Origin of the sequence: Pseudogulbenkiania ferrooxidans 2002 (genome assembly GCF_000174355.1) — a bacterium.
In the GTDB taxonomy this organism is placed as follows: Bacteria; Pseudomonadota; Gammaproteobacteria; order Burkholderiales; family Chromobacteriaceae; genus Pseudogulbenkiania; species Pseudogulbenkiania ferrooxidans.
This window is the reverse complement of the sequence record NZ_ACIS01000007.1, coordinates 245,437-267,439: the sequence shown is the minus strand read 5'-3', so window position 1 is coordinate 267,439 and position 22,003 is coordinate 245,437. Positions and strand designations below refer to the sequence as shown.

Here is a 22,003-nt window from a genome sequence, read left to right as displayed (position 1 = left end):
CGACAAGGGCACAGCAACAGCTTGATTGCGACAGCGTTGGCACCGACCGGAACGCTAACGGAACCGGCCGGGCCAGAACTCTGGCGGAATGGCCGCCACCCCGGTGAGGTGGTCGCGCAGCAGCGCGCCGGTGGTGGCGGCGAGGGTCAGGCCGAGATGGCCATGACCGCAGGCGAAGAACAGTTGCCGCAGGTGCGAGGACGGGCCGATCACCGGCACGGTATCCGGCACCGACGGGCGGTTGCCCATCCAGGCGCTCATGCCCTCGGTACCGAGCTCGCCCAGCATGGCCTGCGCCTTGTCCAGCAGCAGGTGGGCGCGACGGTAGTCCGGCGGCGCGTCGCGGTGCGCCAGTTCCACCGTGCCGGCGAGGCGCAGGCCACCGTCGGCCATCGGCAGGATGACGAAGCTTTCACTGGCGTTGAGCAGGAAATGCCGCAGCGGACGACCGGCCCTGGGCAGGGTCAGGTGGTAGCCGCGCTCACTCTCCAGCGGCAGCGCCTGGCCAGCCTGGCGTGCGAAACGGTCGCTCCACACGCCGCTCGCCACCACGACCTGCCCCGCGCTCAGCGCGCGGCCGTCGGCCAGGGTGATGCCGCTGACGGTGCCGTGCTGCTGACGCAGCGCCGTCACCGGCTGCTGCAGGAACCGGCCGCCTTCGCGCAGGAACTGCTGGAACAGGCCGAGGCTGAACAGGTAGGGATCGTCCACGTGCGACCAGTCGGGAATCAGCACCCCCTGCTGCCACGGCGCACGCAAGGCCGGCTCCAGCCGTGTCAGTTGGTCTTTGTCGCAGCGCCGCCAGCGCACGCCCTGCTCGCCGCGCCGCTGCCAGCGCGCCAGGTCGGCCTGCAGGGCGCCCTGATCGGGATAGAGCGCCAGTGCGCCGTGGCGACGCCAGCTCCCTTCCAGACCGCAGCGGGCGATGAGCGGGGCGTAGTCCTGGTTCACCCGGGCCAGCAGCTGTCCCAGCTGCCGGCTCAGCGCCGCCACCCGCGCTGGCCGGCTCGCCAGCACGAAGCGGCCGAGCCACGGCATCAGACCGGGCAGATGGCGCCAGCGTACCGCCAGCGGGCCGAGCGGATTGAGCAGCCAACGTGGCACCTGGCGCAGCACGCCAGGCTCGGCGAGCGGGAACACCTCGCTCACCGCCAGCGCCCCGGCGTTGCCGGACGAGGTGCCGGACGCCGGCGGATCGCGGTCGAGCAACAGCACGTCGAGCCCGGCCAGGCGCAGTTGCAGCGCGCTGGCGATGCCGACCACGCCGGCGCCGACCACGATGACGTCGGCGCGGCTCATGCCCCCTCGCCTACGCCGAGGCGCCAGTTGGCCAGCGCGCATCGCGCCGCCGCCAGATCCCAGGCGGCGGTACCGACGCTCTTGAACAGGCGCGGGCGGGCCGCGTCGAAGCGTCCGGCCACGGCGTCGGCCAGCGACGCCACGGTGGACCAGTCGATCCCGGCCTGGATCAGATCCCCAGCCTCGTGGCGCGCGCCGACCGGGTCGTCGGAAAACAGCTGGCTGCCGGCGATGGCGTGCGGCCCCAGCTCGGCCATGTCGGGACGGAAGGCGCCGACCCCGATCAGCAGACGATCGGGACGCGCCGGCTGGTCGTACACCGGAACCTTGCTGGTGGTCAGCATGATCACTACTTGCGCCGCCTCGGCCACGTCCCCCGTGGCCGGCTGCAGATCCAGGCCGAGCGTGCCGTGCTCGCGGCAGAACGCCTCGGCGGCCGCCCTCTGGTGGCCATGCACGTCGACGCGCAGTCCCGGATACAGCGCCGCCAGCGCCTCGGCATGGCCGGCCGCCTGCTTGCCGGTGCCGATCAGCGCAACGTGGCGCGTAGGCGCCGCTTGCAGCGAGCGCATCGCCAGCATCGAAACCGCCGCGGTGCGCCGTGCGGTGACGGTCGGCCCGTCCAGGATCAGCAGCGGCACGCCGCTGGCGGCGTCGTAGACGCTGACCACGCCGTGGATGGTGGGCAGGCCGCGGCGGCTGTTGTGCGGGCAGACGTTGACCAGCTTGTGCATGGCGACATCGTGGGCGGAGGCCGGCATCGAGAGCAGCACGCCCTCCTCCTGTAACGGCAGCACCTGGCGTTCCGGGCTGCTGATGCGACCGGCCTGGTACTCTTCGGCGGCGTACGCCAGCCCTTGGCACAGGGAATCGAAGGGCAGCAGCTCGGCGGTTTGGCGGGCGGAGAGAACCGGTAGCGGTGTCGGCATGCTCATGGGGCGTCAGACCTCTGAATTGGTAGAATTTCGACCAGATTTTGGTTGCTTCCACATCAACCATCCAAAACTGGCCAGATGCAGGACAGCAACCACACTGTTCATGTCAAAAAAATTACCAATTAGCCACGCAAGGCACAACCCTATCGCGTCATCGCCAGGGAATTTGGTAAACTTTGTCACCAATACGCAACACTCATGTCCGCTTTTAGACCAATTTGAGTGACCACCATGCAAGAGACCAACCACTTCCAGCCGCGCCCGATCTACCAGCAGGTGGCCGAGCAAATCCAGCACAGCATCACCAACGGCGAATTCCTGCCGGAATCCCGCCTGCCGTCGGAGCGCGAGCTGGCGGCACGCTTCCGCGTCAGCCGCCCCGCCGTGCGCGAGGCCATCGGGTCGCTGCAGAACCAGCAGCTGGTGATGACGCGCCGCGGCTCGGGCACCTACGTCTGTGCCGATGCCTTGCAGCGGCTGCAGCAGGCCCAGCTCGCCGACACGGACCGACGCGCCGACGACAGCCCGCTGTCAACGCTGGAGGTGCGGCTGCTGCTGGAGCCCGCCATCGCGCGGCTGGCCGCGCGACGCGGACAGCGCGACGACAAGGCCGAGCACTACCTGGCGCTGATGAAGAACGTCAAGAACATCGACATCCAGGCACAGCAGGCGTTGTGGAGCGAGAGCGACCGGCTGTTCCATCGCCAGCTGGCCGTGATGACCGGCGATGCGCTGATGGTGCGCATCGCCGACGAAATCGCGAAAGCCATGGAGCAGCCGCTGTGGCAGCGGCTGCGTGACGACGGGATCTACGACGAGGAACGCATCAGCCTGTACGTGGCGGAACACCAGCTGATCTACGAGGCGATCGTCAGCGGCGACGAGCAGGCGGCGGCCTTCTACGTCGAGCAGCATCTGCGTCGGGTGGGCCGGGACATTTCCACCGGCGACGCCTCGCCGCCGAAAACGCCGGCCTAGCCGGCCGCACGCCCACCCGCGCAGCCGCTGCCTGCAGACGGCCCCCTCACCGGGGGAAAGGACGCCTCCGCGGGGCGGAGGCGGCACGCCTAAGCACTACTCACCCGCTGCGCCAGCCGCAGCGCGGCGATGCGGCCGATCTCGCCGAGACAGCGGGCGAATTCCTGTTGCGGGGGGTCGTGCAGGCGCTGCTCGAGCTGGGCGAGGATGTCGTCCCGGCCGAGCCCGGCCACGGCGACGATGAAGGGATGGCCGAAGCGCGCGCGATAGTGGGCGTTGAGTTCGGCCAGCCGCGCGGTGTCGGCGCTCTCCTGGCGCAGGCCGGCGGCCTGCTGCTCGCCGCCCGAGGCCGCGCTCAGCGGGGCACGTGTACCCAGTTCGGGGTGGGCGCGGATCAGCGCCAGCTGTTCCTCGTGGGAGGCTGACAGCATGGCGGACACCAGCGCCTGCCACAGCGCAAAGCGCGTGCTGAACGGGCGTTGTTCCCAGGCGCGCTCGGCCACCCACGCCGTCTGTTCGAACACGCCGTCGAGCGCGGCGACGAAAGCGTCGCGCTCCAGGGCCGACAAGTCCGCCGGCGTCCAGCGCCGGTTGTCAGGGCTATCCATGGCGTCCTTCCTGCCGCCAACGCGGCGAATCATCACCATGCGGTTATAACCATAATAGAAGCTGGCCACTGCGCTGCTTTCCCGACAGCATCGTCATGACCGACAGAAAGGCCACGCCATGGGCCGTCTCACCACGCATGTGCTCGATACCGCGCGCGGCTGCCCCGCCGCCGGGCTGGTCGTGAGCCTGTACCGCATCGACGGCCTGCAACCACGCCGGCTGCTGGTTACCCGCACCAACGCCGACGGCCGCTGCAATGCCCCGCTGCTGGAAGGCGCGGCGCTGCAGCCGGGGGTGTACGAGCTGCACTTCGCCGCCGGCGACTACCTGCGCGCGCAGGGCCATGCCCTGGGCGACCCACCCTTCCTCGACGTGGTGCCGATCCGCTTCGGCATCAGCGATACCACGGCGCACTACCACATCCCGCTGCTGCTGGCGCCGTACGGCTACAGCAGCTACCGCGGGAGCTGAGCGTGGTTGCCTACCTGCTCGACTGGCTGGCGCTGCTGCTGCGCTGGCTGCACTTCGTGGCCGGGGTGGCGTGGATCGGGGCGTCGTTCTACTTCGTCTGGCTCGACAACCACCTGACTCCGCCCACCGACCCGGAACTGCAGCGGCGCGGCGTCGGCGGTGAGCTGTGGGCGGTGCACGGCGGCGGCTTCTACAACCCGCAGAAGTACCTGGTCGCCCCAGCCGTGTTGCCGTCCAGGCTGCACTGGTTCAAGTGGGAGGCCTACACCACCTGGCTGTCGGGCTTCGCGCTGCTGGCGCTGCTGTATTTGGCGCGCGCCGAGGTGATGCTGGTCGATAGCGCCGTGGCGCGCTTGAGCCCGGCGCTGGCGGTGGCCGCGGCGTTGCTGACGCTGGGCGGGGCCTGGCTGGTCTACCACGGCCTGTGTCGCAGCCCGCTCGGACGGCGTGACGGCTGGCTCGGTCTGAGCGTTTACCTGCTGCTGGTGGCGCTGGCCTGGGGGCTGTCGCAGCTGTTCGCGGCGCGCGCGGTGTATCTGCTCTGCGGCGCGGTGATCGGCACGCTGATGGCCGGCAACGTGTTCTTCGTCATCATCCCGGGCCAGCGCGTCATGGTGGCAGCCCTGACACGCGGCGAGACGCCGGACCCGGAGCCGGGACGGCGCGGCAAGCAGCGCTCGGTGCACAACAACTACTTCACGCTGCCGGTGCTGTTCATCATGATCAGCCCGCACTTCGCCTTCACCTACGGCCACCGCTACGGCTGGGCGCTGCTGGCCGGCATCGGCGCCGCCGGGGTGCTGATCCGCCACTTCTTCAACCTGCGCCACCGTGGCATCGTCGACTGGCGCTTTCCCGCCGCCGGCGTGGCGCTGTTGCTGCTGGTGGCGCTGGCCGGCGCGCCGTCCGGCGTGCTGTCGGCCGGGGAAACACGGTCTTCGGCCAACCTGGAGCAGGTGCGCGCCATCCTGGCGCAGCGCTGCGTCGCCTGCCATGCGGCACGGCCGAGCTTTGCCGGATTTTCGGCACCGCCGGCCGGGGTGCGGCTGGACGAACCGGCCGAGATCAAGCGCAACGCCGCGCGCCTGGCCGCGCAAGTGCAAAGCAGGACCATGCCGCTCGGCAACCTGACGCACATGACCGACGCCGAACGCCGCCTGGTCATCGAATGGGCCGCCGCCGGAGCGCCGGACTGAGCGCCGGCCCGGCACCCCGGGCCACGGAGAACCCGGCCGCAGCGGCTTCGGCCAACCTGGGTCAGCTGGACCGACGAGCGGCCCGGCATGGCCGGAGTGAAGGCTACGCCTTGGCAACCGCGGCGCGGGGGAAGTGGGTAAGGAGGGACGGGGGAGTGGCGGCACCAGCGGCAAGCGGGCCGTCCGCCGAAGCGGGTGCCGGCGCGCTGCTCACACTCAGGACGCCTCGGCCGCGTCGATGATGCCCCACCAGCGCAGCGTCTGGCGGAAATGGTTGCGCACCTGGCCGGCGGCCTCCTGCTCGTCGCCGCCGGCGATCGCATCCATGATCGCCAGGTGCTCCTGCATCGCCGGCACGATGCGGTCGGGAAGCAGCGGGCGGGAATGCTGCATCACCAGGATGCGGTCGCGGTTGCGCGCGTAGATCTCCCGGATGCTGGCGTTGTCGAGGACATTGGACAGGGCGCTGTGCAAGGCCCAATCCACCGCCATCGCCTCGCGCTGCAGCGAGGGCGTGATGCCGGCGCGCGCGGCGTCGAGCACCTGCTGATGCTTTTGCCGCAGTTCGCCGAGCGTGTCCGCGGCGTGCCGGCGCACCAGCAGCCGGGCGCCCTCCTGGTCGAAGACGGTGCGCAGGTGGAAGCACTCGCGCACCAGCTCCGGCGTCGCCTCCATCACCGCCACGCCGCGCTTGGGCAGGACGCGGACGTAACCGGCCGACTCGGCGCGCTTGACCGCTTCGCGCACCGGCGCCAGCGGCAGCCCGATCACCCCGACCAGGTCCGACATCGAGACGAACTGCCCGGCCCGCAGGCCACCGCCGGTCAGCAGCTCCCGCAGCGCCAGGAAGGCCTTGTCGGCCAAGAGCAAACCTTCAGGCTCCTGCATGTTTCTCGTCCCCATCCATTTCGTCGAGCGGCAATTGTCACATCAGGCTTCGCCGGCAGCAAATTCCACCTGCCACACCAAGCAAACCCATAAAGACATTTTTGTTGCAAAACTCGAAAAATTCAAACTAACATGTCAGAAAGAATATAACACCACGTCCCCGGTGCCGCTGTACTCCGGCCGGCGGGTAACGGTGAGTCGTCCGACGCGGAATCCGTCCCGCTTCGGCAAGCACCAGGTGGCTCAGCACCCCCTCCCGGCCGGCTCGGGAGGAGAGGCCTACCGGCCGGGAGTCGATAGCAAAACTATCGACAGAACCGATGCCGGAGGGAATTCAAGCGCTTGCGCTTTATCCCTAAGCTGTTCCAACCAAGCTAATAATTATTTACACCAAGGAGAAGCAGATGGCCCGAACAAGAGCAGCGCATGCCGCCACCGTGGCGTTGCGCAACAACCCCGTGAGCATGGAACTCACCCCCTCCCGTCATCCCTTCGACAAGACCCCGGTTGCGCACGGCAACCCCCTTTCGATCCGGTTTGCGAGGTGAACCATGTACAAACGCTTCCATAAGACCCTGTTCGGGCAAGTCGTCATCGCCCTGATTCTCGGCGTGATCGTCGGCATCGTCTGGCCCGATTTCGCCACCAAGCTCAAACCGATGGGCGACGGCTTCATCAAGCTCATCAAGATGCTGGTCGCACCCCTGGTGTTCTGCGTCGTGGTGCACGGCATCTGCAGCACCGGCGACCTGAAGAAGGTCGGCCGCGTCGGCGTCAAGGCCCTGCTCTACTTCGAGATCGTCACCACCTTCGCCCTGGCGCTGGGCGTGCTGCTGGCCGAAACCCTGCGGCCGGGCGCGGGCATGAACATCGACCCCCACACCCTCGATGCCTCGGCGCTGGCCGACTATAGCGAGCGGGTGTCCCAGGTGGGCCACCTGACGGCGGTGGACTTCATCATGAAGCTCATCCCCGCCACCTTCGGCGACGCCTTCGCCAAGGGCGACATCCTGCAGGTGCTGCTGATCGCCATCCTGTTCGGTTGCGCCGTCGCGGCGCTCGGCGAGCGCGGCCGCCCGGTGACCGTCGCCATCGACCACCTCGGCCAGGTGTTCTTCAAGCTGATCGGCTTCATCGTCAAGCTCGCCCCCTTGGGCGTGATGGGCGCCATCGCCTTCACCGTGGGCAAGTACGGCATCGGCTCGCTCAAGCAGCTCGGCCTCTTGGTGGCGCTGTTCTACCTGACCTGCAGCATCTTCGTGGTCGGCATCCTGGGCATCATCCTGCGCCTGGCCGGCTTCAACATCTTCAAGCTGCTGGGCTACCTGCGCGAGGAACTGCTGATCGTGCTGGGCACCGCCTCGTCCGACGCCGTGCTGCCCCAGGTGATGCGCAAGCTCGAACTGATGGGGGTGAAGGATTCGACCGTGGGCCTGGTGATCCCCACCGGCTACTCCTTCAACCTCGACGGCTTCTCGATCTACCTGACCCTGGCCGCGGTGTTCATCGCCCAGGCCACCAACACGCCGCTGTCGCTGACCGACCTCCTCACCATCCTCGCCATTTCGCTGGTGACCTCGAAGGGCGCCCACGGCGTGCCGGGCTCGGCCATCGTGATCCTGGCCGCCACCTTGAGCGCCATCCCGGCCATCCCCGCCATCGGCCTGGTGCTGGTACTGTCGGTGGACTGGTTCATGGGCATGGCGCGCGCGCTGACCAACATGATCGGCAACTGCGTGGCGACCGTGGTGGTCGGCGTGTGGGAAAAGGATATCGACCGCAAACGCGCCACCCAGGTGCTCAACGGCGAAATCAAGGTCGATCTGCGCGCCCCGGCCCGTGCCGAAATGTTGGCCGAAGCCGCGCCCCAGACACGCATCTGATCGAACGCTCGACACCCCGAGGGACGCGCCAAGCCGGCGCGTCCCTCACGAACTTTCACTGAACACTGCAAGGAGAACCCATCATGGCCCACGCCACCGGACCCACCGTCATCGCCCCGCCCGCCGAGCTGCCCGATTGGGCGCGCCGCTCGGTGGACCTCGCCAACCCGCGCCTGGGCGCCCAGGCCCTGTACGCGTCCGACGATTTCTTCGCCGACGTCTCGCGCATGCTCAACCCGGAACCGGCCCAGTTCGTGCCCGGCAAGTTCGACGAGAACGGCAAGTGGATGGACGGCTGGGAGTCGCGCCGCAAGCGCGTGGCCGGCTATGACTGGGCGCTGGTGAAGCTCGGCGTGAAGGGCGTGATCCGCGGTTTCGACGTCGACACCAGCCACTTCACCGGCAACTACCCGCCGGCGGTGTCGATCGAGGCCGCCGTGTCCGCCAGCGACGACGTCGAGGCCCTGAAGGCCGCCGCCTGGACCGAGATCCTGCCCGCTACCGCGCTGGGCCCCAATAGCCATCACCTGCTGCAATGCGCCAGCGGCGATGTCTGGACCCACCTGCGCGTCAACATCTACCCGGACGGCGGCATCGCCCGCCTGCGCGTGTACGGCCAGCCGGTAGGCGGCCTGGAGAGCGCCGGCCCGGACCAGCTGGTCGACCTCGTCGCGCTGGAAAACGGCGGCCGCCCGGTGGCCTGGAACGACGCCAGCTTCGGCTCCTCCGCCAGCAATATGCTGCTGCCCGGCCGCGGCCTGAACATGGGCGACGGCTGGGAGACCCGCCGCCGCCGCGAACCGGGCAACGACTGGTGCGTGCTGGAACTGGGCGCGCCCGGCATCATCGAGAAGATCGAGCTGGATACCGCCTTCTACAAAGGCAATTATCCCGACGCCTGCTCGCTGCAGGCGGCCTTCGTCAGCGGCGGTACCGACCAGTCCGCCACCACCCAGAGCATGTTCTGGCCGGTGCTGCTGCCGGAGCAGAAACTGTCGATGGACGCGGTGCACACCTTCACCGATCTGGCCAGCCTCGGCCCGGTGACGCACGTGCGCCTCAACATCTTCCCCGACGGCGGCGTCTCGCGCCTGCGCCTGTGGGGCCGGGTGGCCAAATGAAGACCCTCGCCCTCACGGTGGAGCCGCTCAGCCGGGAAGCCTTCGCCCCCTTCGGCGACGTCATCGAGGCGTCGGAGGCGGTGCGCCACTTCCCCATCAACGGCGGCAACACCGAGCGCTACCACGATCTGGCCAGCGTCGAGCCGGGGCCCGAGGGCCGGGCCATCGTGTCCATCTTCCGCGGCCAGCCACGCGCGCTGCCGTTCCGGGTGGAGATGATGGAGCGCCACCCGCTGGGCAGCCAGGCCTTCATTCCCCTGTCCGGCCGCCCCTACCTGGTGGTGGTGGCGCCGGCGGGGGCGCCTCCGGCGGCGGAACACCTGCGGGTCTTCCTGGCCCGCGCCGACCAGGGCGTCAACTACCGCACCGGGGTGTGGCACCACCCGCTGCTGGCGCTCGACGCGGTATGCGACTTCCTGGTGGTGGACCGCAGCGGCCCCGGCCACAACTGCGACGAAGTCCAGCTCGACGCCGTCGGGGTGATTCCCGGCGTGGCCTGAGCAGCGGGAGCACCGATCATGCCTGATATCGTTGCCGACGGCGCCCGCGCCAGCTCCACCCGCCAAGGCGGGGGCGCTCCGGGCGCAGGTTGGCCGAACCGCGAAAGGTAGCGCGCCATGTTGCTCGGTCTGGCGCTCCTCTACGTAGGAGCCGTGCTGATTCTCAACGGCCTGTGGATGCTGGGTCGCATCGGCGACAGGGAGATATCCGTGATCAACCTGTTCGCCGGCGGCCTCACCCTGCTGGTGGCCCTCAAGCTCGCCTTCGGCGAGGGGGCTAACGCCGCGTCGATCAAGGCGGGCGCCCTCTCCCTGCTGTTTTCCTTCACCTACCTGTGGGTCGCCATCAACCGCCACAACGGCGCCGACGGCCGCGGACTGGGCTGGTTCAGCCTGTTCGTGGCGATCACCGCGCTGCCGGTGGCGGTGGATACCCTGCGCCTCGCCGCGTCCACCTGGGACTGGTGGTTCGGCCTGTCCTGGCTGGCGTGGGCCGTGCTGTGGCTGCTGTTCTTCCTGCTGCTGGCGCTGCAGAAACCGGTGGCCAGGCTCACCGCCGGCATGGCCATCGTCCAGGGCGTGCTGACCGGCTGGCTGCCGGGCTACCTGCTCCTGACCGGGGCGATGCGCTAAGAACCTGTTCACGATCTTGCTGCGCATCCCTGATCGGGGCTCATGTGCTGCTCGGAATCCTCATGTACTCCAGTACATTCCGGTTCCTGCGCTGCTTTTCACCCCGCTGAGGGCTGCTCGCGACTGATCGTGAACAGGTTCTAAGGACAACGGCACCCGACGCCGCCCGCAGGCCAAAACAAAGCCGGCCCGTCTCGCGACGGCCGGCTTTTTCCTTTCGACGGCGGGAACTCAGCCCTGCGGCGCGTAGGGATGATGCTGGTGCCAGTGGCGGGCGATGTCGACGCGGCGACACACCCACACCCGGTCGTGCTTCTCGATGTGGTCGAGGAAGCGCTGCAGGGCGCGGAAGCGCCCCGGACGGCCGAGCAGCCGGCAATGCATGCCGACCGACATCATCGCCGGACGCTCGTCGCCCTCGGCGTACATCACGTCGAAGGCGTCGCGCAGGTAGTCGAAGAACTCGTCGCCGTGCGAGAAGCCCTGCGGCAGGGAGAAGCGCATGTCGTTGGTGTCGAGGGTGTAGGGCACGATCAGTTGCGGCACCGTCGCGCCGTCGGTCTTCTGCACCTCCATCCAGAACGGCAGGTCGTCGCCGTAGTAGTCCGAGTCGTACAGGAAGCCGCCGTAGTCGGCCACCAGGCGGCGGGTGTTGGGGGAATCGCGCCCGGTGTACCAGCCCAGCGCGCGCTCGCCGGTGAGGCGTTCGATGATCTCCATGCCGATGCGCAGGTGCTCGCGCTCGGTCGCCTCGTCGACGTTCTGGTAGTGGATCCAGCGCCAGCCGTGGCCGGCGATCTCGTGCCCCAGCTCGCGGAAGGCCGCGGTGACCTCGGGGTGACGTTCCAGCGCCATGGCGACCCCGAACACGGTCAGGGGCAGGCCGCGCCGCTCGAATTCGCGCAGGAAGCGCCATACCCCGACGCGCGAGCCGTATTCGTAGACGCCTTCCATCGACATGTGGCGGTCCGGGAAGGCCGGCGGGCTGAAGAGCTCGGACAGGAACTGCTCGCTCCCCGGGTCGCCGTGCAGCACGCAGTTCTCGCCGCCCTCCTCGTAGTTCAGCACGAACTGGACGGCGACGCGGGCGCGGCCGGGCCAGTTGGCGTACGGCGGGTTGCGGCCGTAGCCGACCAGGTCGCGGGGGTAATCCTTGGTGATGGCCATGTGTTTCTCCTGCATTGTTGCGCGCCCGGCACCGTGCGGTGCCCGGCGTCATGATTGCCGTTGCCTCAGGTGCGCCGCGCGGCGCGCATCGCCGCCAGGTAGATCAGTGCGCCGGCCAGCGCGCCGATCACCCAGCCGAAGTTGTTCTCGGGCAACAGATGGAAAAATTGCGTCGCCAGCTCCCAGCCGACCGACAGCGTGCCGGACAGCGCGAGCGCCGCCAGGCCGACCTTGTTCCAGCCGCCGTCGTAGTGATAGCGCCCGGTGGGCGCCATCGTGTACAGCTCGGCCTCCTGCACGATCTGCTTCTTGACGAGGTAGAAGTCGGCCATCATCACGCCGTACAACGGGGCGAGGATGGAGCCGAACACGCTGACGAAGACCGTGATCGCCTTCGGGCTATCGACGAAGATCCACGGGCACACCAGCACCGCGAGGATCGACGCGATCAGCCCGCCGCGCTTGAAGTCGACGTGCTTGGGGAACAGGTTGGCGATGTCGTAGGCCGGCGAGACGAAGTTGGCGACGATGTTGATCCCCATCGTGGCGACGACGAAGGTCAGGCTGCCGATGACCACGGCCACCTTGTTGTCGATGCGCGAGACGATGTCGACCGGGTCCATGATCATCGCGCCGAACACCGTCGAGCTGCCGGCGGTCACGATCACGGTGATGATCGAGAACACGATGAAATTCACCGGCAGGCCGAGGAAATTGCCGATCTTCATCTGGCGCTCGTTCTTGCCGAAGCGCGAGAAGTCGCCGAAGTTGAGCAGCAGCGCGGCGAAGTAGCTGACCACCAGCAAGACCGCGCTGCCCATCGCAGTGACCGATTCGCTGCCGCTGAGCACCTTGTCGCCGAGCGTCAGGTCGAGCGCACCGAGGCCGGCCTGCGACAGGATCCAGCCCATCAGCACGAACATCACGACATACACCGCCGGGCCGCAGAAATCGACGAATCGGCGGATCGTTTCCATGCCGCGCTGGAAGATCACCAGCTGGAAGAACCACATGAACATGAAGCAGGCCCAGCCGAGCAGGTCGAGCCGCAGAAAGCTTGTGTCGCGCAGCGCCACGGCGCCGGGGAAGAACAGCAGCACCAGCGTCGCCACCGCCTTGGAGGCGAAGTAGGTCTGCACGCCGTACCACACGATGCCGACCACGCCGCGGATGACCGCCGCGAGGTTGGCGCCCATCACGCCCATGCTCACGCGCGCCATCACCGGGAAGGGGATGCCGTGCACCAGGCTGGGCTTGCCGACCCAGTTCATCAGCAGGTTGACCAGCAGGATGCCGAGCGTCAGCGCCGCCAGCACCTGCCAGCCCGACAACCCGAGCAGGAACAGGCTCGCGGCAAAGGTATAGCCGCCCACGCTATGCACGTCGGACATCCACATCGCGAAGATGCTGTAACCGTTCCAGGTGCGCGCGCTCTGCGGCACCGGCGCGAGGTCGTCGTTGTAGAGGCGTGGGTCGGCGCCGGCGATGACCGGTTGCGGAGTGCTGCGGGTGGCGCTGTGGGCGGTGGTGGTCATGAAGGGTTCCTCCTCGCGATGCGTCGTCGTGGTGCCGATGGGGCCGGGGCCGGCACGCTGACGCGTGCAGGCTCATACCGTTGTTAATAGACGGCGGAGACGGTAAATGCTGGCCCCGTTGACGACAGCCTCGGCGGGAGAGGCTCAGGAACCCGGCTGGGCGCTCAGGTGTTCGAACTGCCCGGTGAAGCGCTTCGCGGGCGGGAAGGCCAGATCGCCGTGCTTGCTGGTGCCGAGCCGGAGGCTCACCAGCGTCTCGGCAAGCTTCACCGCGGCGGTGACGCCTTCGACGATCGGCAGGCCGACCGCCTCGCGGATCTCGTCGGCGAGATCGGCCATGCCGCCGCAGCCCAGCACGATCGCGCCGATGCCGTCCTCGGCCTTGGCGCGGCGGCATTCCGCGACGATGCGCTCGAGCGCGCAGGCGCCGTCGTCCTCGAGATCGAGTACCGGAATCTCGGCCGCGCGCACGCGCCGGCAGTGGTGGGCGAAACCGTAGGACTGCAGCAGGTGCTCGGCGATGATGCCGGTGCGCCCGAGCGTGGTGACCACCGAGAAGCGCGTCGCGATCATCGTCGCCAGGTGAAAGGCGGCCTCGGCGATGCCGATCACCGGGGCGCGCGTCAGCTCGCGCGCGGCGAGCAGGCCCGGATCGCCGAAACAGGCGATGACGTAGGCGTCGGTCCCGTCGCGCTCGCCCTTGCGCACCTCCTCGGCGACGCCGACCGCGCTGATCGCCTCGTCGAAATGGCTCTCGATCGAGACCGGACCGCTGTCCGGGTTCACCGCGATGATGCGCGTGCCGGGCGCGGCCACGCGCTGGGCAGACGCGCCGATCTTTTCGGTCATGCTGCGGGTGGTGTTGGGGTTGATGACGCGTATCAGCATGGTTGTCTCCTTGGTATGTAGGCGGGAGCCCGTCCTCGGTCGGCGAAAGCCGGTTTTCCCATCTTCCGCCTCCCAGTGGGACAAGCTCGGACGGCCCATCGTTGCCAACAGTCTAGAATTGCCTTGTACACAATTCAATGATTTTTTGTGTACACACACTAGTTACCCACGATACGCGTTGCCAGTGTGCACCCCCTGCCTCGTGCCGTGCTCGATGCCAGCCCGCAATGGACACGCCGCAAGCCGCCTGCTCAGCGCAGGCAAAAAACAATTTCAGTCCTATACGTATACAATTTTTCACGCACCCACTTCCCCGACGATGGCAACGCTCGAGCCGACAGCACGCGCTGGAGCGGTATCGCCAGCAAGGACGGGCACCCCGCAGCGCGGGACAACGCCTGCGGCGGCAAGGCGGCCGCACGGCGTTCACGGTGCGCGACAGCAGCACCGGCGTTTTCACCGGCCAGGGGAGGCGCGACCGGGCGAGTAGATACTAAAAGTATCGACAGAACCGAGACCCCCGGCAATTCAACCACTTAGTCTTTCTCCCTATGCTGTGACCATCAGTCAAGCAAACCCACCCCAGGAGGAAGACAAATGGCCCGAATGAGAGCAGTGGATGCCGCCGCGGCGGTATTGCGCAAGGAAGGTGTGAGTACCGTGTTCGGCGTGCCCGGCGCCGCCATCAATCCCCTTTATTCGGCCATGAAGAAGGATGGCCGCTTCCAGCACGTGCTGGCGCGCCACGTGGAGGGTGCCTCGCACATGGCGGAGGGCTACACCCGCGCGCGCGCCGGCAACATCGGGGTGTGCATCGGCACCTCCGGCCCGGCCGGCACCGACATGATCACCGGCCTGTATTCGGCGTCGGCGGATTCGATACCTATCCTGTGCATTACCGGCCAGGCGCCGCGCGCCCGCCTGTACAAAGAGGACTTCCAGGCGGTGGACATCGAATCTATCGCCAAGCCGGTCACCAAGTGGGCGGTGACGGTGCGCGAGCCGGCGCTGGTGCCGCGCGTGTTCCAGCAGGCCTTCCACATCATGCGCTCCGGCCGTCCCGGCCCGGTGCTGATCGACCTGCCCTTCGACGTGCAGATGGCCGAGATCGAATTCGACATCGAAACCTACGAGCCCCTGCCCTTGCACAAGCCGGCCGCCACGCGCGCCCAGGCCGAGAAGGCGATGGCCATGCTCAACGCCGCCCAACGCCCGCTGATCGTCGCCGGCGGCGGCGTGATCAACGCCGACGCCGCGGCCCGGCTGCAGGAATTCGCCGAACTCACCGGGGTGCCGGTGATCCCCACCCTGATGGGCTGGGGCACCATCCCCGACGACCATCCGCTGATGGCCGGCATGGTCGGCCTGCAGACCTCGCACCGCTACGGCAACGCGACGCTGCTGGCGTCGGACTTCGTGATCGGCATCGGCAACCGCTGGGCCAACCGCCACACCGGCTCGGTGGAGGTCTATACCGAAGGCCGCACCTTCGTGCACATCGACATCGAGCCGACCCAGATCGGCCGGGTGTTCGGCCCCGACTACGGCATCGTCTCGGACGCCGGCGCGGCGCTCGACCAATTGCTGGAAGTGGCGCGGGGGATGAAGCTGGCCGGCTGGCTCCCCGACCGCAGCGCCTGGGTCGCCGAGTGCCAGGAACGCAAGCGCACCCTGCAGCGCAAGACCCACTTCGACGCCGTGCCGATGAAGCCGCAACGGGTATACGAGGAGATGAACCGCGCCTTCGGCCGCGACACCTGCTACGTCAGCACCATCGGTCTGTCGCAGATCGCCGCCGCCCAGTTCCTCCACGTCTACCGGCCGCGCCACTGGATCAACTGCGGCCAGGCCGGCCCGCTGGGCTGGACCATCCCGGCCGCGCTGGGCGTGTGCGCCGCCGACCCCGAGCGCAAGGTGGTGGCGATCTCCGGCGACTACGACTTCCAGTTCATGATCGAGGAACTGGCCGTCGGTGCCCAGTTCAAGCTGCCCTACCTGCACGTGGTGGTGAACAACGCCTACCTGGGGCTGATCCGCCAGGCGCAGCGCGGCTTCGACATGGACTTCTGCGTGCAGCTCGCCTTCGAGAACATCAACGCTCCCGAGACCGAAGGTTACGGCGTGGACCACGTGGCGGTGGTGGAAGGCCTCGGCTGCAAGGCGATCCGCGTGCGCCGGCCGGAGGAAATCCAGCCCGCCTTCGCCCAGGCCCGCGCCTGGATGGAAGAGTTCCGCGTGCCGGTGGTGGTGGAGATCATCCTGGAACGCGTCACCAACATCTCGATGGGCACCGAGATCAACGCCGTCAACGAGTTCGAGGAACTGGCCGCCCGCGGCGCCGACGCCCCGACCGCCATCGCGCTGCTCGACTGAGCCGCGCCCAGACATCAGGAGGACACCATGCCTAAATTCGCCGCCAACCTGACCATGCTCTTCACCGAGCTGCCTTTTCTCGAGCGCTTCCAGGCCGCCGCCGAGGCCGGTTTCCAGGGGGTCGAGTACCTCTTTCCCTACGCCTTCGCCAAGGAGGTCCTGGCCGAGCAGCTGGCGCGCCACGGCCTGGTGCAGGTGCTGCACAACCTGCCCGCCGGCGACTGGGAAGCCGGCGAGCGCGGCATCGCCTGCCATCCGGACCGGGTCGACGAGTTCCGCGACGGCGTCGGCCGTGCCATCGACTACGCCCGCGCCCTGGGCTGCACCCAGCTCAACTGCCTGGCGGGCATCGCCCCGGCCGGGGTGCCGCAGGACACGCTGCACGAGACCTTCGTCGCCAACCTGCGCTTCGCCGCCGCCCAGCTGCAGCGGGCGGGCCTGCGCCTGCTGATCGAACCGATCAACACCTGGGACATCCCCGGCTTCTACCTCAACCGCACCGCCCAGGCGGCGGCGATCCTCGACGCGGTGGGCTCGGACAACCTGTTCATCCAGTACGACATCTACCACGCCCAGCGCATGGAGGGCGAACTGGCGGGCACCATCGCGAAATACCTGCCGCGCATCGCCCACATCCAGCTCGCCGACAACCCTGGCCGTCACGAGCCGGGCAGCGGCGAGATCAACTACCCGTGGCTGCTGCGTCACATCGACCAGCTCGGCTACGACGGCTGGATCGGCTGCGAGTACAAGCCCGCCAGCAGCACCCGCGACGGGCTGGGCTGGATCAAGGCCCTTGCCGCCTGACCCCCCAGCAGAGAACCGGAATATCCCGATAACAGGAGAAACATCATGGCAAACATCGGCTTCATCGGCCTCGGCATCATGGGCGCCCCCATGGCCGGCCACCTCATCACCGGCGGGCACACCGTCTTCACCTACACCCGCAGCCACACCCCGGGAGCCATCCTCGAGGCCGGCGCCAGGGTCTGCGCCAGCGGCGCCGAGGTGGCGCGCCAGGCGGACATCGTCATCACCATGGTGCCCGACACCCCGCACGTGGAAGACGTGCTGTTCGGCGCCAACGGCGTCGCCGCCGGTCTCAGCGCCGGCAAGATCGTGGTGGACATGAGTTCCATCTCGCCGGTGGCCACCAAGGAGTTCGCGCGCCGCATCAACGAGCTCGGCTGCGAGTACCTCGACGCGCCGGTGTCGGGCGGAGAAGTCGGCGCCAAGGCGGCGACGCTGACCATCATGGTGGGCGGCAGCGAGGCCGCCTTCGCCACGGTCCAGCCGCTGTTCGAGCTGATGGGCAAGAACATCACCCTGGTCGGCGGCAACGGCGACGGCCAGATCACCAAGGTGGCCAACCAGATCATCGTCGCCCTCACCATCGAGGCGGTGGGCGAGGCGCTGCTGCTCGCCGCCAAGGCCGGCGCCGACCCGGCCAAGGTGCGCCAGGCGCTGATGGGCGGCTTCGCCAACTCGCGCATCCTGGAGGTGCACGGCGAGCGCATGGTCAAGCGCACCTTCGATCCGGGCTTCCGCATCGAGCTGCACCAGAAAGACCTCAACCTGGCGCTGACCACCGGCCGCCAGCTCGGCGTGTCGCTGCCCAACACCGCCACCGCGCAGGAACTGTTCAACGCCTGCGCGGCGCACGGCGGCGCCGGCTGGGATCACTCGGCGATGGTGCGCGCGCTGGAGAAGATGGCCAACTTCGAGATCGGCCAATAAGTGTTCCAAGAAGGGCCGGCATCGACCGGCCCCATAGCCCCCAGGAGACCCCATGCGTTACCTGTCCATCGATGTCGGTTCCTACCGTTTCGTCGCGCGGCTGGAAGAGGAGGCCGCGCCGCGCACCTGCGCCGCCTTCCTGAAGCTGCTGCCCTTCTCCAACCAGGTGATCCATTCGCGCTGGAGCGGCGAGGCGGTGTGGGTGCCGCTCGGCGATTTCGACACCGGGCTCGGCTTCGAGAACCACACCAGCCACCCTTCGCGCGGCGACCTGCTGCTCTACCCGGGCGGCTTTTCCGAAACCGAGATCCTGTTCGCCTACGGCAGCAGCCAGTTCGCCAGCAAGATGGGCCAATTGGCCGGCAACCACTTCCTGACCGTGGTCGAAGGCGCCGATCAGTTGATGGACATGGGCCGCACCGTGCTGTGGAAAGGCGCGCAGCCGATCCGTTTCACCGACCTCGGTGAGCTCTGAGAGCAAAGGACCCCCGCCGATGAACACGCCTCCCCGCGACCTGCTGGCGAAGATGTTCGCCGCCGCCGTCAACGCCGCCCAGCCCGAGCACTGCCTCCCGCCGTTCCTGCCCGAGCCGCCGCACGGCCGCACCATCGTCATCGGCGCCGGCAAGGCTTCCGCCGCCATGGCCCAAGCGCTGGAGCGGCACTGGCCGGGTGAGCTTGCCGGCCTGGTGGTGACGCGCTACGGCTACGCCGTGCCGTGCCAGCGCATCGAGATCGTCGAAGCTGCCCACCCGGTGCCGGACGCCGCCGGGCTGGCCGCGGCGGGCCGCCTGCTGGACACGGTGCGCGGCCTGACGCCCGACGACCTGGTGATCTGCCTGATCTCGGGCGGCGGCTCATCGCTGCTGCCGCTGCCGGGCCACGGCGTCAGCCTGGAGGACAAGCAGGCCATTAACCGCGCCTTGCTGACCTCCGGCGCGACGATCGCCGAAATGAACTGCGTGCGCCGCCACCTCTCGGCGATCAAGGGCGGACGGCTCGCCGCCGCCTGCCATCCGGCGCGCGTGGTGAACCTGCTGATCTCGGACGTGCCCGGCGACAACCCGATGGACATCGCCTCCGGCCCGACGGTGGCCGATCCCACCACCTGCGCCGACGCGCTGGAGATCGTGCGCCGCTACGGCATCGCCCTGCCCGCCGGCGCGCGCCGCTGCTGGAGTCCGGCGACGGCGAGACCGTCAAGCCGGACGACGACCGCCTGGCGCGCGTCACCACCCACCTGGTGGCGACGCCGCAGATGGCGCTGGAGGCCGCCGCCACGGTCGCCGCCGAAGCCGGGCTGCCGGCGCTGATCCTGGGCGACAGCATCGAGGGCGAGGCGCGCGACGTCGGCAAGGTCATGGCCGGCATCGCGCTGCAGGTGAAGCACCGCGGCCAGCCGGCGGCGGTGCCGTGCGTGCTGCTGTCCGGCGGCGAGACCACGGTGACGGTGCGCGGCCAGGGACGCGGCGGCCGCAACGTGGAGTTCCTGCTGTCGCTGGCGGTGGCGCTGAACGGCACGCCAGGCATCCACGCCGTGGCGGGCGATACCGACGGCGTCGACGGGCAGGAGGAGATCGCCGGCGCCTTCATCACCCCCGACACCCTCGCGCGCGCCTGGGCCGCCGGCATCCGCCCGCGCGACCGCCTCGACGACAACGACGGCCACGGCTTCTTCGAAGCGCTGGGCGACGCCCTGATCACCGGCCCGACGCTGACCAATGTGAACGACTTCCGCGCCATCCTGCTCACCTGAGCGGCAAGCCATTATTAACTACAAAGTCTATTCCAGTAGGTGAGCGAGCCAAGGCAGGTTGAGTGTCGCCGGAGCGCAGGAACCGGAATGTACACGGAGTACATGAGGATTCCGAGCAGCGCCGACGCTCAAACTGCGAAGGCGCAGCCGCCTAATGGGATGGACTCGAAGAGGAGACTGATGATGAGAGACACCAAGGCACTGACCCTGGACGAGGTCAAGCGTATCGCCGCCGCCGCCGAAACCGAGGCGACGGCACAAGGCTGGGCGGTCAGCATCGCGGTGTGCGACGCTGGCGGCCACGCCCTGTGGCTGCAGCGCATGGACGGCGCGCCGCTGATGAGCGCCGCCGTGGCGCCGGAAAAGGCGCGCACCTGCGTGCTCAGCGGCAAGCCGAGCAAGGCGTTCGAGGAGATGGTGAACAACGGCCGCTTCGCCGCGCTGGCGATGCCGGTGGTGCCGCTGGAAGGCGGCGAGCCGATCGTCGTCGGCGGCCAGGTGATCGGCGCGGTCGGGGTTTCCGGCGTCAAGGCCGGCGAGGACGCCCAGGTCGCCCGCGCCGGGGTGGCCGCCGTCATCGGCCAGTGGGAGGTCGCATGAGACGCCAGCGTCGTGCCCGCATCCTCGCCACGCTCGGGCCGGCGAGTTCCACGCTTGAACGCATCCGCACGTTGGCCGAAGCCGGCGCCGACGTGTTCCGGCTCAATTTCAGCCACGGCAGCCACGAGGACCACGCCGCACGCCTGCGCCTGATCCGCGAGGTCGAGCAGGAACTGGGCCGCCCGATCGGCGTGCTGCTCGACCTGCAAGGCCCCAAGCTGCGCATCGGCCGCATGGCCGGCGGCAAGGCGCTGCTCGAACCCGGCGCCCGCTTCCGCCTCGACCTCGACCCCGCCGAGGGCGACGCCGGCCGCGCCACCCTGCCGCACCCGGAAATCTTCGCCGCGCTCGAGGTCGGCACCGAGCTGCTGCTCGACGACGGCAAGCTGCGCCTGCGCGTCGAGGCCTTCGGCCCCGACTTCGCCGACACCACGGTGCTGGTGGGCGGCACGCTGTCCGACCGCAAGGGGGTGAACGTGCCCGGCGTGGTGCTGCCGATCTCGCCGCTGACGGCGAAGGACCGCGCCGATCTCGCCTTCGGCCTGGAACTGGGGGTCGACTGGGTGGCGCTGTCGTTCGTGCAGCGCCCCGAGGACATCGCCGAGGCGCGCGCGCTGATCGGCGACCAGGCCTGGATCATGGCCAAGCTGGAAAAGCCGGCCGCCATCGAGCATCTGGAGGAAATCGTGGCGCTGGCCGACGGCGTCATGGTGGCGCGCGGTGACCTCGGGGTGGAACTGCCACCGCAGCAGGTGCCGGTGCTGCAGCGGCGCATCGTGCGCGCCGCCCGCGCCGCCGGCCGGCCGGTGGTGGTGGCCACCCAGATGCTGGAATCGATGATCGTGGCCCCGGTGCCGACCCGCGCCGAAGCCTCCGACGTCGCCACCGCGGTGTACGAGGGCGCCGACGCGGTGATGCTGTCGGCCGAATCCGCCTCCGGCCAGTACCCGGTGGAGGCGGTCGCCATCATGGACCGCATCATCGCCGAGGTGGAGCACGACCCGGCATGGCGCCACGAACTGGCGGCCGGCCACACCCCGGCCCGGCCCAACACCCCGGACGCCATCTGCTGCGCCCTGCGCCGCGTCGCCGAACTGCTGCAGCCCGCCGCCACGGTGGCCTTCACCTCCTCCGGTTTCAGCGCGCTGCGCGCCAGCCGCGAGCGCCCGGTGGCGCCGATCCTGGCGCTCACCCCTCAGCTCGCCACCGCGCGCCGCCTGGCCCTGGTCTGGGGGGTCCATCCGGTGCCGTTCGACGAGGTGCAGGACGTGGGCGAGATGATCGCCCACGCCAGCGACGCCGCGCTGCGCGAACAGGTCGCCGCGCCCGGCGATACCGTGGTGGTGATCGCCGGCATTCCCTTCGGCCAACGTGGCAGCACCAACCTGCTGCACGTGGTGCACCTGCCCGACGGCGTGGCAGGGGAAGGCTGAC

23 protein-coding genes are annotated in these 22,003 nt (G+C 68.8%); 16 read left to right on the top strand and 7 right to left on the bottom strand.

All coding sequences use genetic code 11. The annotated features are described in order from the left end of the window. Window positions 1-54: 54 nt before the first annotated feature. On the bottom strand, window positions 55-1,299 hold the full coding sequence (locus tag FURADRAFT_RS13895) for an NAD(P)/FAD-dependent oxidoreductase (RefSeq protein ID WP_008954806.1): 1,245 nt from the start codon (window positions 1,297-1,299) through the stop codon (window positions 55-57). After that, window positions 1,296-2,234, bottom strand: a complete 939-nt coding sequence (lhpI, locus tag FURADRAFT_RS13890) for a bifunctional Delta(1)-pyrroline-2-carboxylate/Delta(1)-piperideine-2-carboxylate reductase (RefSeq protein ID WP_008954805.1) — start codon at window positions 2,232-2,234, stop codon at window positions 1,296-1,298. The genes FURADRAFT_RS13895 and lhpI overlap by 4 nt, the downstream gene beginning before the upstream one ends. Before the next feature lie 231 nt (window positions 2,235-2,465). Between lhpI and FURADRAFT_RS13885 the strand changes: the two genes are divergently transcribed. Continuing rightward, window positions 2,466-3,212 carry a FadR/GntR family transcriptional regulator gene (locus FURADRAFT_RS13885; RefSeq protein WP_008954804.1) on the top strand — a complete coding sequence of 249 codons (747 nt, stop codon included), beginning with the start codon at window positions 2,466-2,468 and terminating at the stop codon, window positions 3,210-3,212. A gap of 89 nt (window positions 3,213-3,301) precedes the next feature. On the opposite strand, the gene uraD is transcribed toward FURADRAFT_RS13885, so the two are convergent. Beyond that, the gene (gene uraD / locus FURADRAFT_RS13880) at window positions 3,302-3,820 is read right to left on the bottom strand and encodes a 2-oxo-4-hydroxy-4-carboxy-5-ureidoimidazoline decarboxylase (RefSeq protein WP_008954803.1); all 519 of its coding nucleotides are present in this window, start codon (window positions 3,818-3,820) and stop codon (window positions 3,302-3,304) included. Window positions 3,821-3,938: 118 nt separating this feature from the next. Between uraD and uraH the strand changes: the two genes are divergently transcribed. Both uraH and FURADRAFT_RS13870 read left to right on the top strand, forming a co-directional pair. Next, window positions 3,939-4,292 carry a hydroxyisourate hydrolase gene (gene uraH, locus FURADRAFT_RS13875; RefSeq protein WP_008954802.1) on the top strand — a complete coding sequence of 118 codons (354 nt, stop codon included), beginning with the start codon at window positions 3,939-3,941 and terminating at the stop codon, window positions 4,290-4,292. Window positions 4,293-4,294: 2 nt separating this feature from the next. Next, the gene (locus FURADRAFT_RS13870) at window positions 4,295-5,488 is read left to right on the top strand and encodes a urate hydroxylase PuuD (RefSeq protein ID WP_008954801.1); all 1,194 of its coding nucleotides are present in this window, start codon (window positions 4,295-4,297) and stop codon (window positions 5,486-5,488) included. Window positions 5,489-5,704: 216 nt separating this feature from the next. Here the strand turns inward: FURADRAFT_RS13870 and FURADRAFT_RS13865 are convergent, their stop codons facing one another. After that, the gene (locus FURADRAFT_RS13865; protein WP_008954800.1) at window positions 5,705-6,376 is read right to left on the bottom strand and encodes a GntR family transcriptional regulator; all 672 of its coding nucleotides are present in this window, start codon (window positions 6,374-6,376) and stop codon (window positions 5,705-5,707) included. A 404-nt stretch (window positions 6,377-6,780) separates the two neighbouring features. Between FURADRAFT_RS13865 and FURADRAFT_RS20825 the strand changes: the two genes are divergently transcribed. The 5 genes from FURADRAFT_RS20825 (at window position 6,781) to FURADRAFT_RS13845 (ending at window position 10,513) form a co-directional block, all read left to right on the top strand. Beyond that, window positions 6,781-6,924 carry a hypothetical protein gene (locus tag FURADRAFT_RS20825; RefSeq protein ID WP_008954799.1) on the top strand — a complete coding sequence of 48 codons (144 nt, stop codon included), beginning with the start codon at window positions 6,781-6,783 and terminating at the stop codon, window positions 6,922-6,924. Between the two features lie 3 nt (window positions 6,925-6,927). Further along, a complete protein-coding gene (locus tag FURADRAFT_RS13860; protein WP_008954798.1) occupies window positions 6,928-8,259 on the top strand; it encodes a C4-dicarboxylate transporter DctA in 1,332 nt (443 codons plus the stop codon). A gap of 83 nt (window positions 8,260-8,342) precedes the next feature. After that, entirely contained in the window at window positions 8,343-9,380 is a 1,038-nt protein-coding gene (alc, locus tag FURADRAFT_RS13855) for an allantoicase (protein WP_008954797.1), read from the top strand. Then, complete coding sequence (locus FURADRAFT_RS13850) at window positions 9,377-9,880, top strand: ureidoglycolate lyase (RefSeq protein WP_008954796.1); 504 nt, start codon at window positions 9,377-9,379, stop codon at window positions 9,878-9,880. The genes alc and FURADRAFT_RS13850 overlap by 4 nt, the downstream gene beginning before the upstream one ends. Before the next feature lie 117 nt (window positions 9,881-9,997). Further along, window positions 9,998-10,513, top strand: a complete 516-nt coding sequence (locus FURADRAFT_RS13845) for an AmiS/UreI family transporter (RefSeq protein WP_008954795.1) — start codon at window positions 9,998-10,000, stop codon at window positions 10,511-10,513. A gap of 231 nt (window positions 10,514-10,744) precedes the next feature. Here FURADRAFT_RS13845 and puuE read toward each other — a convergent pair whose 3' ends face one another. From puuE to FURADRAFT_RS13830, 3 genes are all read right to left on the bottom strand, one after another. After that, window positions 10,745-11,680: an allantoinase PuuE gene (puuE, locus tag FURADRAFT_RS13840; protein WP_008954794.1), complete on the bottom strand. Its 936-nt coding sequence runs from the start codon at window positions 11,678-11,680 to the stop codon at window positions 10,745-10,747. 65 nt (window positions 11,681-11,745) lie between these two features. Continuing rightward, entirely contained in the window at window positions 11,746-13,215 is a 1,470-nt protein-coding gene (locus FURADRAFT_RS13835; protein WP_008954793.1) for an NCS1 family nucleobase:cation symporter-1, read from the bottom strand. Between the two features lie 144 nt (window positions 13,216-13,359). Continuing rightward, window positions 13,360-14,103 (bottom strand): aspartate/glutamate racemase family protein, encoded by a 744-nt coding sequence (locus tag FURADRAFT_RS13830; protein WP_008954792.1) that lies wholly within the window; start codon window positions 14,101-14,103, stop codon window positions 13,360-13,362. Window positions 14,104-14,700: 597 nt separating this feature from the next. Between FURADRAFT_RS13830 and gcl the strand changes: the two genes are divergently transcribed. The 8 genes from gcl (at window position 14,701) to pyk (ending at window position 22,002) form a co-directional block, all read left to right on the top strand. After that, on the top strand, window positions 14,701-16,476 hold the full coding sequence (gcl, locus tag FURADRAFT_RS13825) for a glyoxylate carboligase (protein WP_008954791.1): 1,776 nt from the start codon (window positions 14,701-14,703) through the stop codon (window positions 16,474-16,476). A gap of 27 nt (window positions 16,477-16,503) precedes the next feature. Continuing rightward, window positions 16,504-17,283 carry a hydroxypyruvate isomerase gene (hyi, locus tag FURADRAFT_RS13820; RefSeq protein WP_008954790.1) on the top strand — a complete coding sequence of 260 codons (780 nt, stop codon included), beginning with the start codon at window positions 16,504-16,506 and terminating at the stop codon, window positions 17,281-17,283. A 45-nt stretch (window positions 17,284-17,328) separates the two neighbouring features. Continuing rightward, window positions 17,329-18,213, top strand: coding sequence for a 2-hydroxy-3-oxopropionate reductase (locus FURADRAFT_RS13815; protein ID WP_008954789.1), 885 nt, complete (start codon window positions 17,329-17,331; stop codon window positions 18,211-18,213). 52 nt (window positions 18,214-18,265) lie between these two features. After that, the gene (locus tag FURADRAFT_RS13810) at window positions 18,266-18,688 is read left to right on the top strand and encodes a DUF3830 family protein (protein WP_008954788.1); all 423 of its coding nucleotides are present in this window, start codon (window positions 18,266-18,268) and stop codon (window positions 18,686-18,688) included. 19 nt (window positions 18,689-18,707) lie between these two features. Continuing rightward, entirely contained in the window at window positions 18,708-19,526 is an 819-nt protein-coding gene (locus tag FURADRAFT_RS21095) for a glycerate kinase type-2 family protein (protein ID WP_008954787.1), read from the top strand. Further along, window positions 19,472-19,969 (top strand): MOFRL family protein, encoded by a 498-nt coding sequence (locus tag FURADRAFT_RS21090; RefSeq protein WP_008954786.1) that lies wholly within the window; start codon window positions 19,472-19,474, stop codon window positions 19,967-19,969. The genes FURADRAFT_RS21095 and FURADRAFT_RS21090 overlap by 55 nt, the downstream gene beginning before the upstream one ends. Window positions 19,970-20,149: 180 nt before the next feature. Beyond that, a complete protein-coding gene (locus tag FURADRAFT_RS13800; RefSeq protein WP_236261593.1) occupies window positions 20,150-20,569 on the top strand; it encodes a GlcG/HbpS family heme-binding protein in 420 nt (139 codons plus the stop codon). Further along, window positions 20,566-22,002, top strand: a complete 1,437-nt coding sequence (gene pyk, locus FURADRAFT_RS13795; RefSeq protein WP_008954784.1) for a pyruvate kinase — start codon at window positions 20,566-20,568, stop codon at window positions 22,000-22,002. Before FURADRAFT_RS13800 ends, pyk begins: the two co-directional genes overlap by 4 nt. Window position 22,003 lies beyond the last annotated feature (1 nt).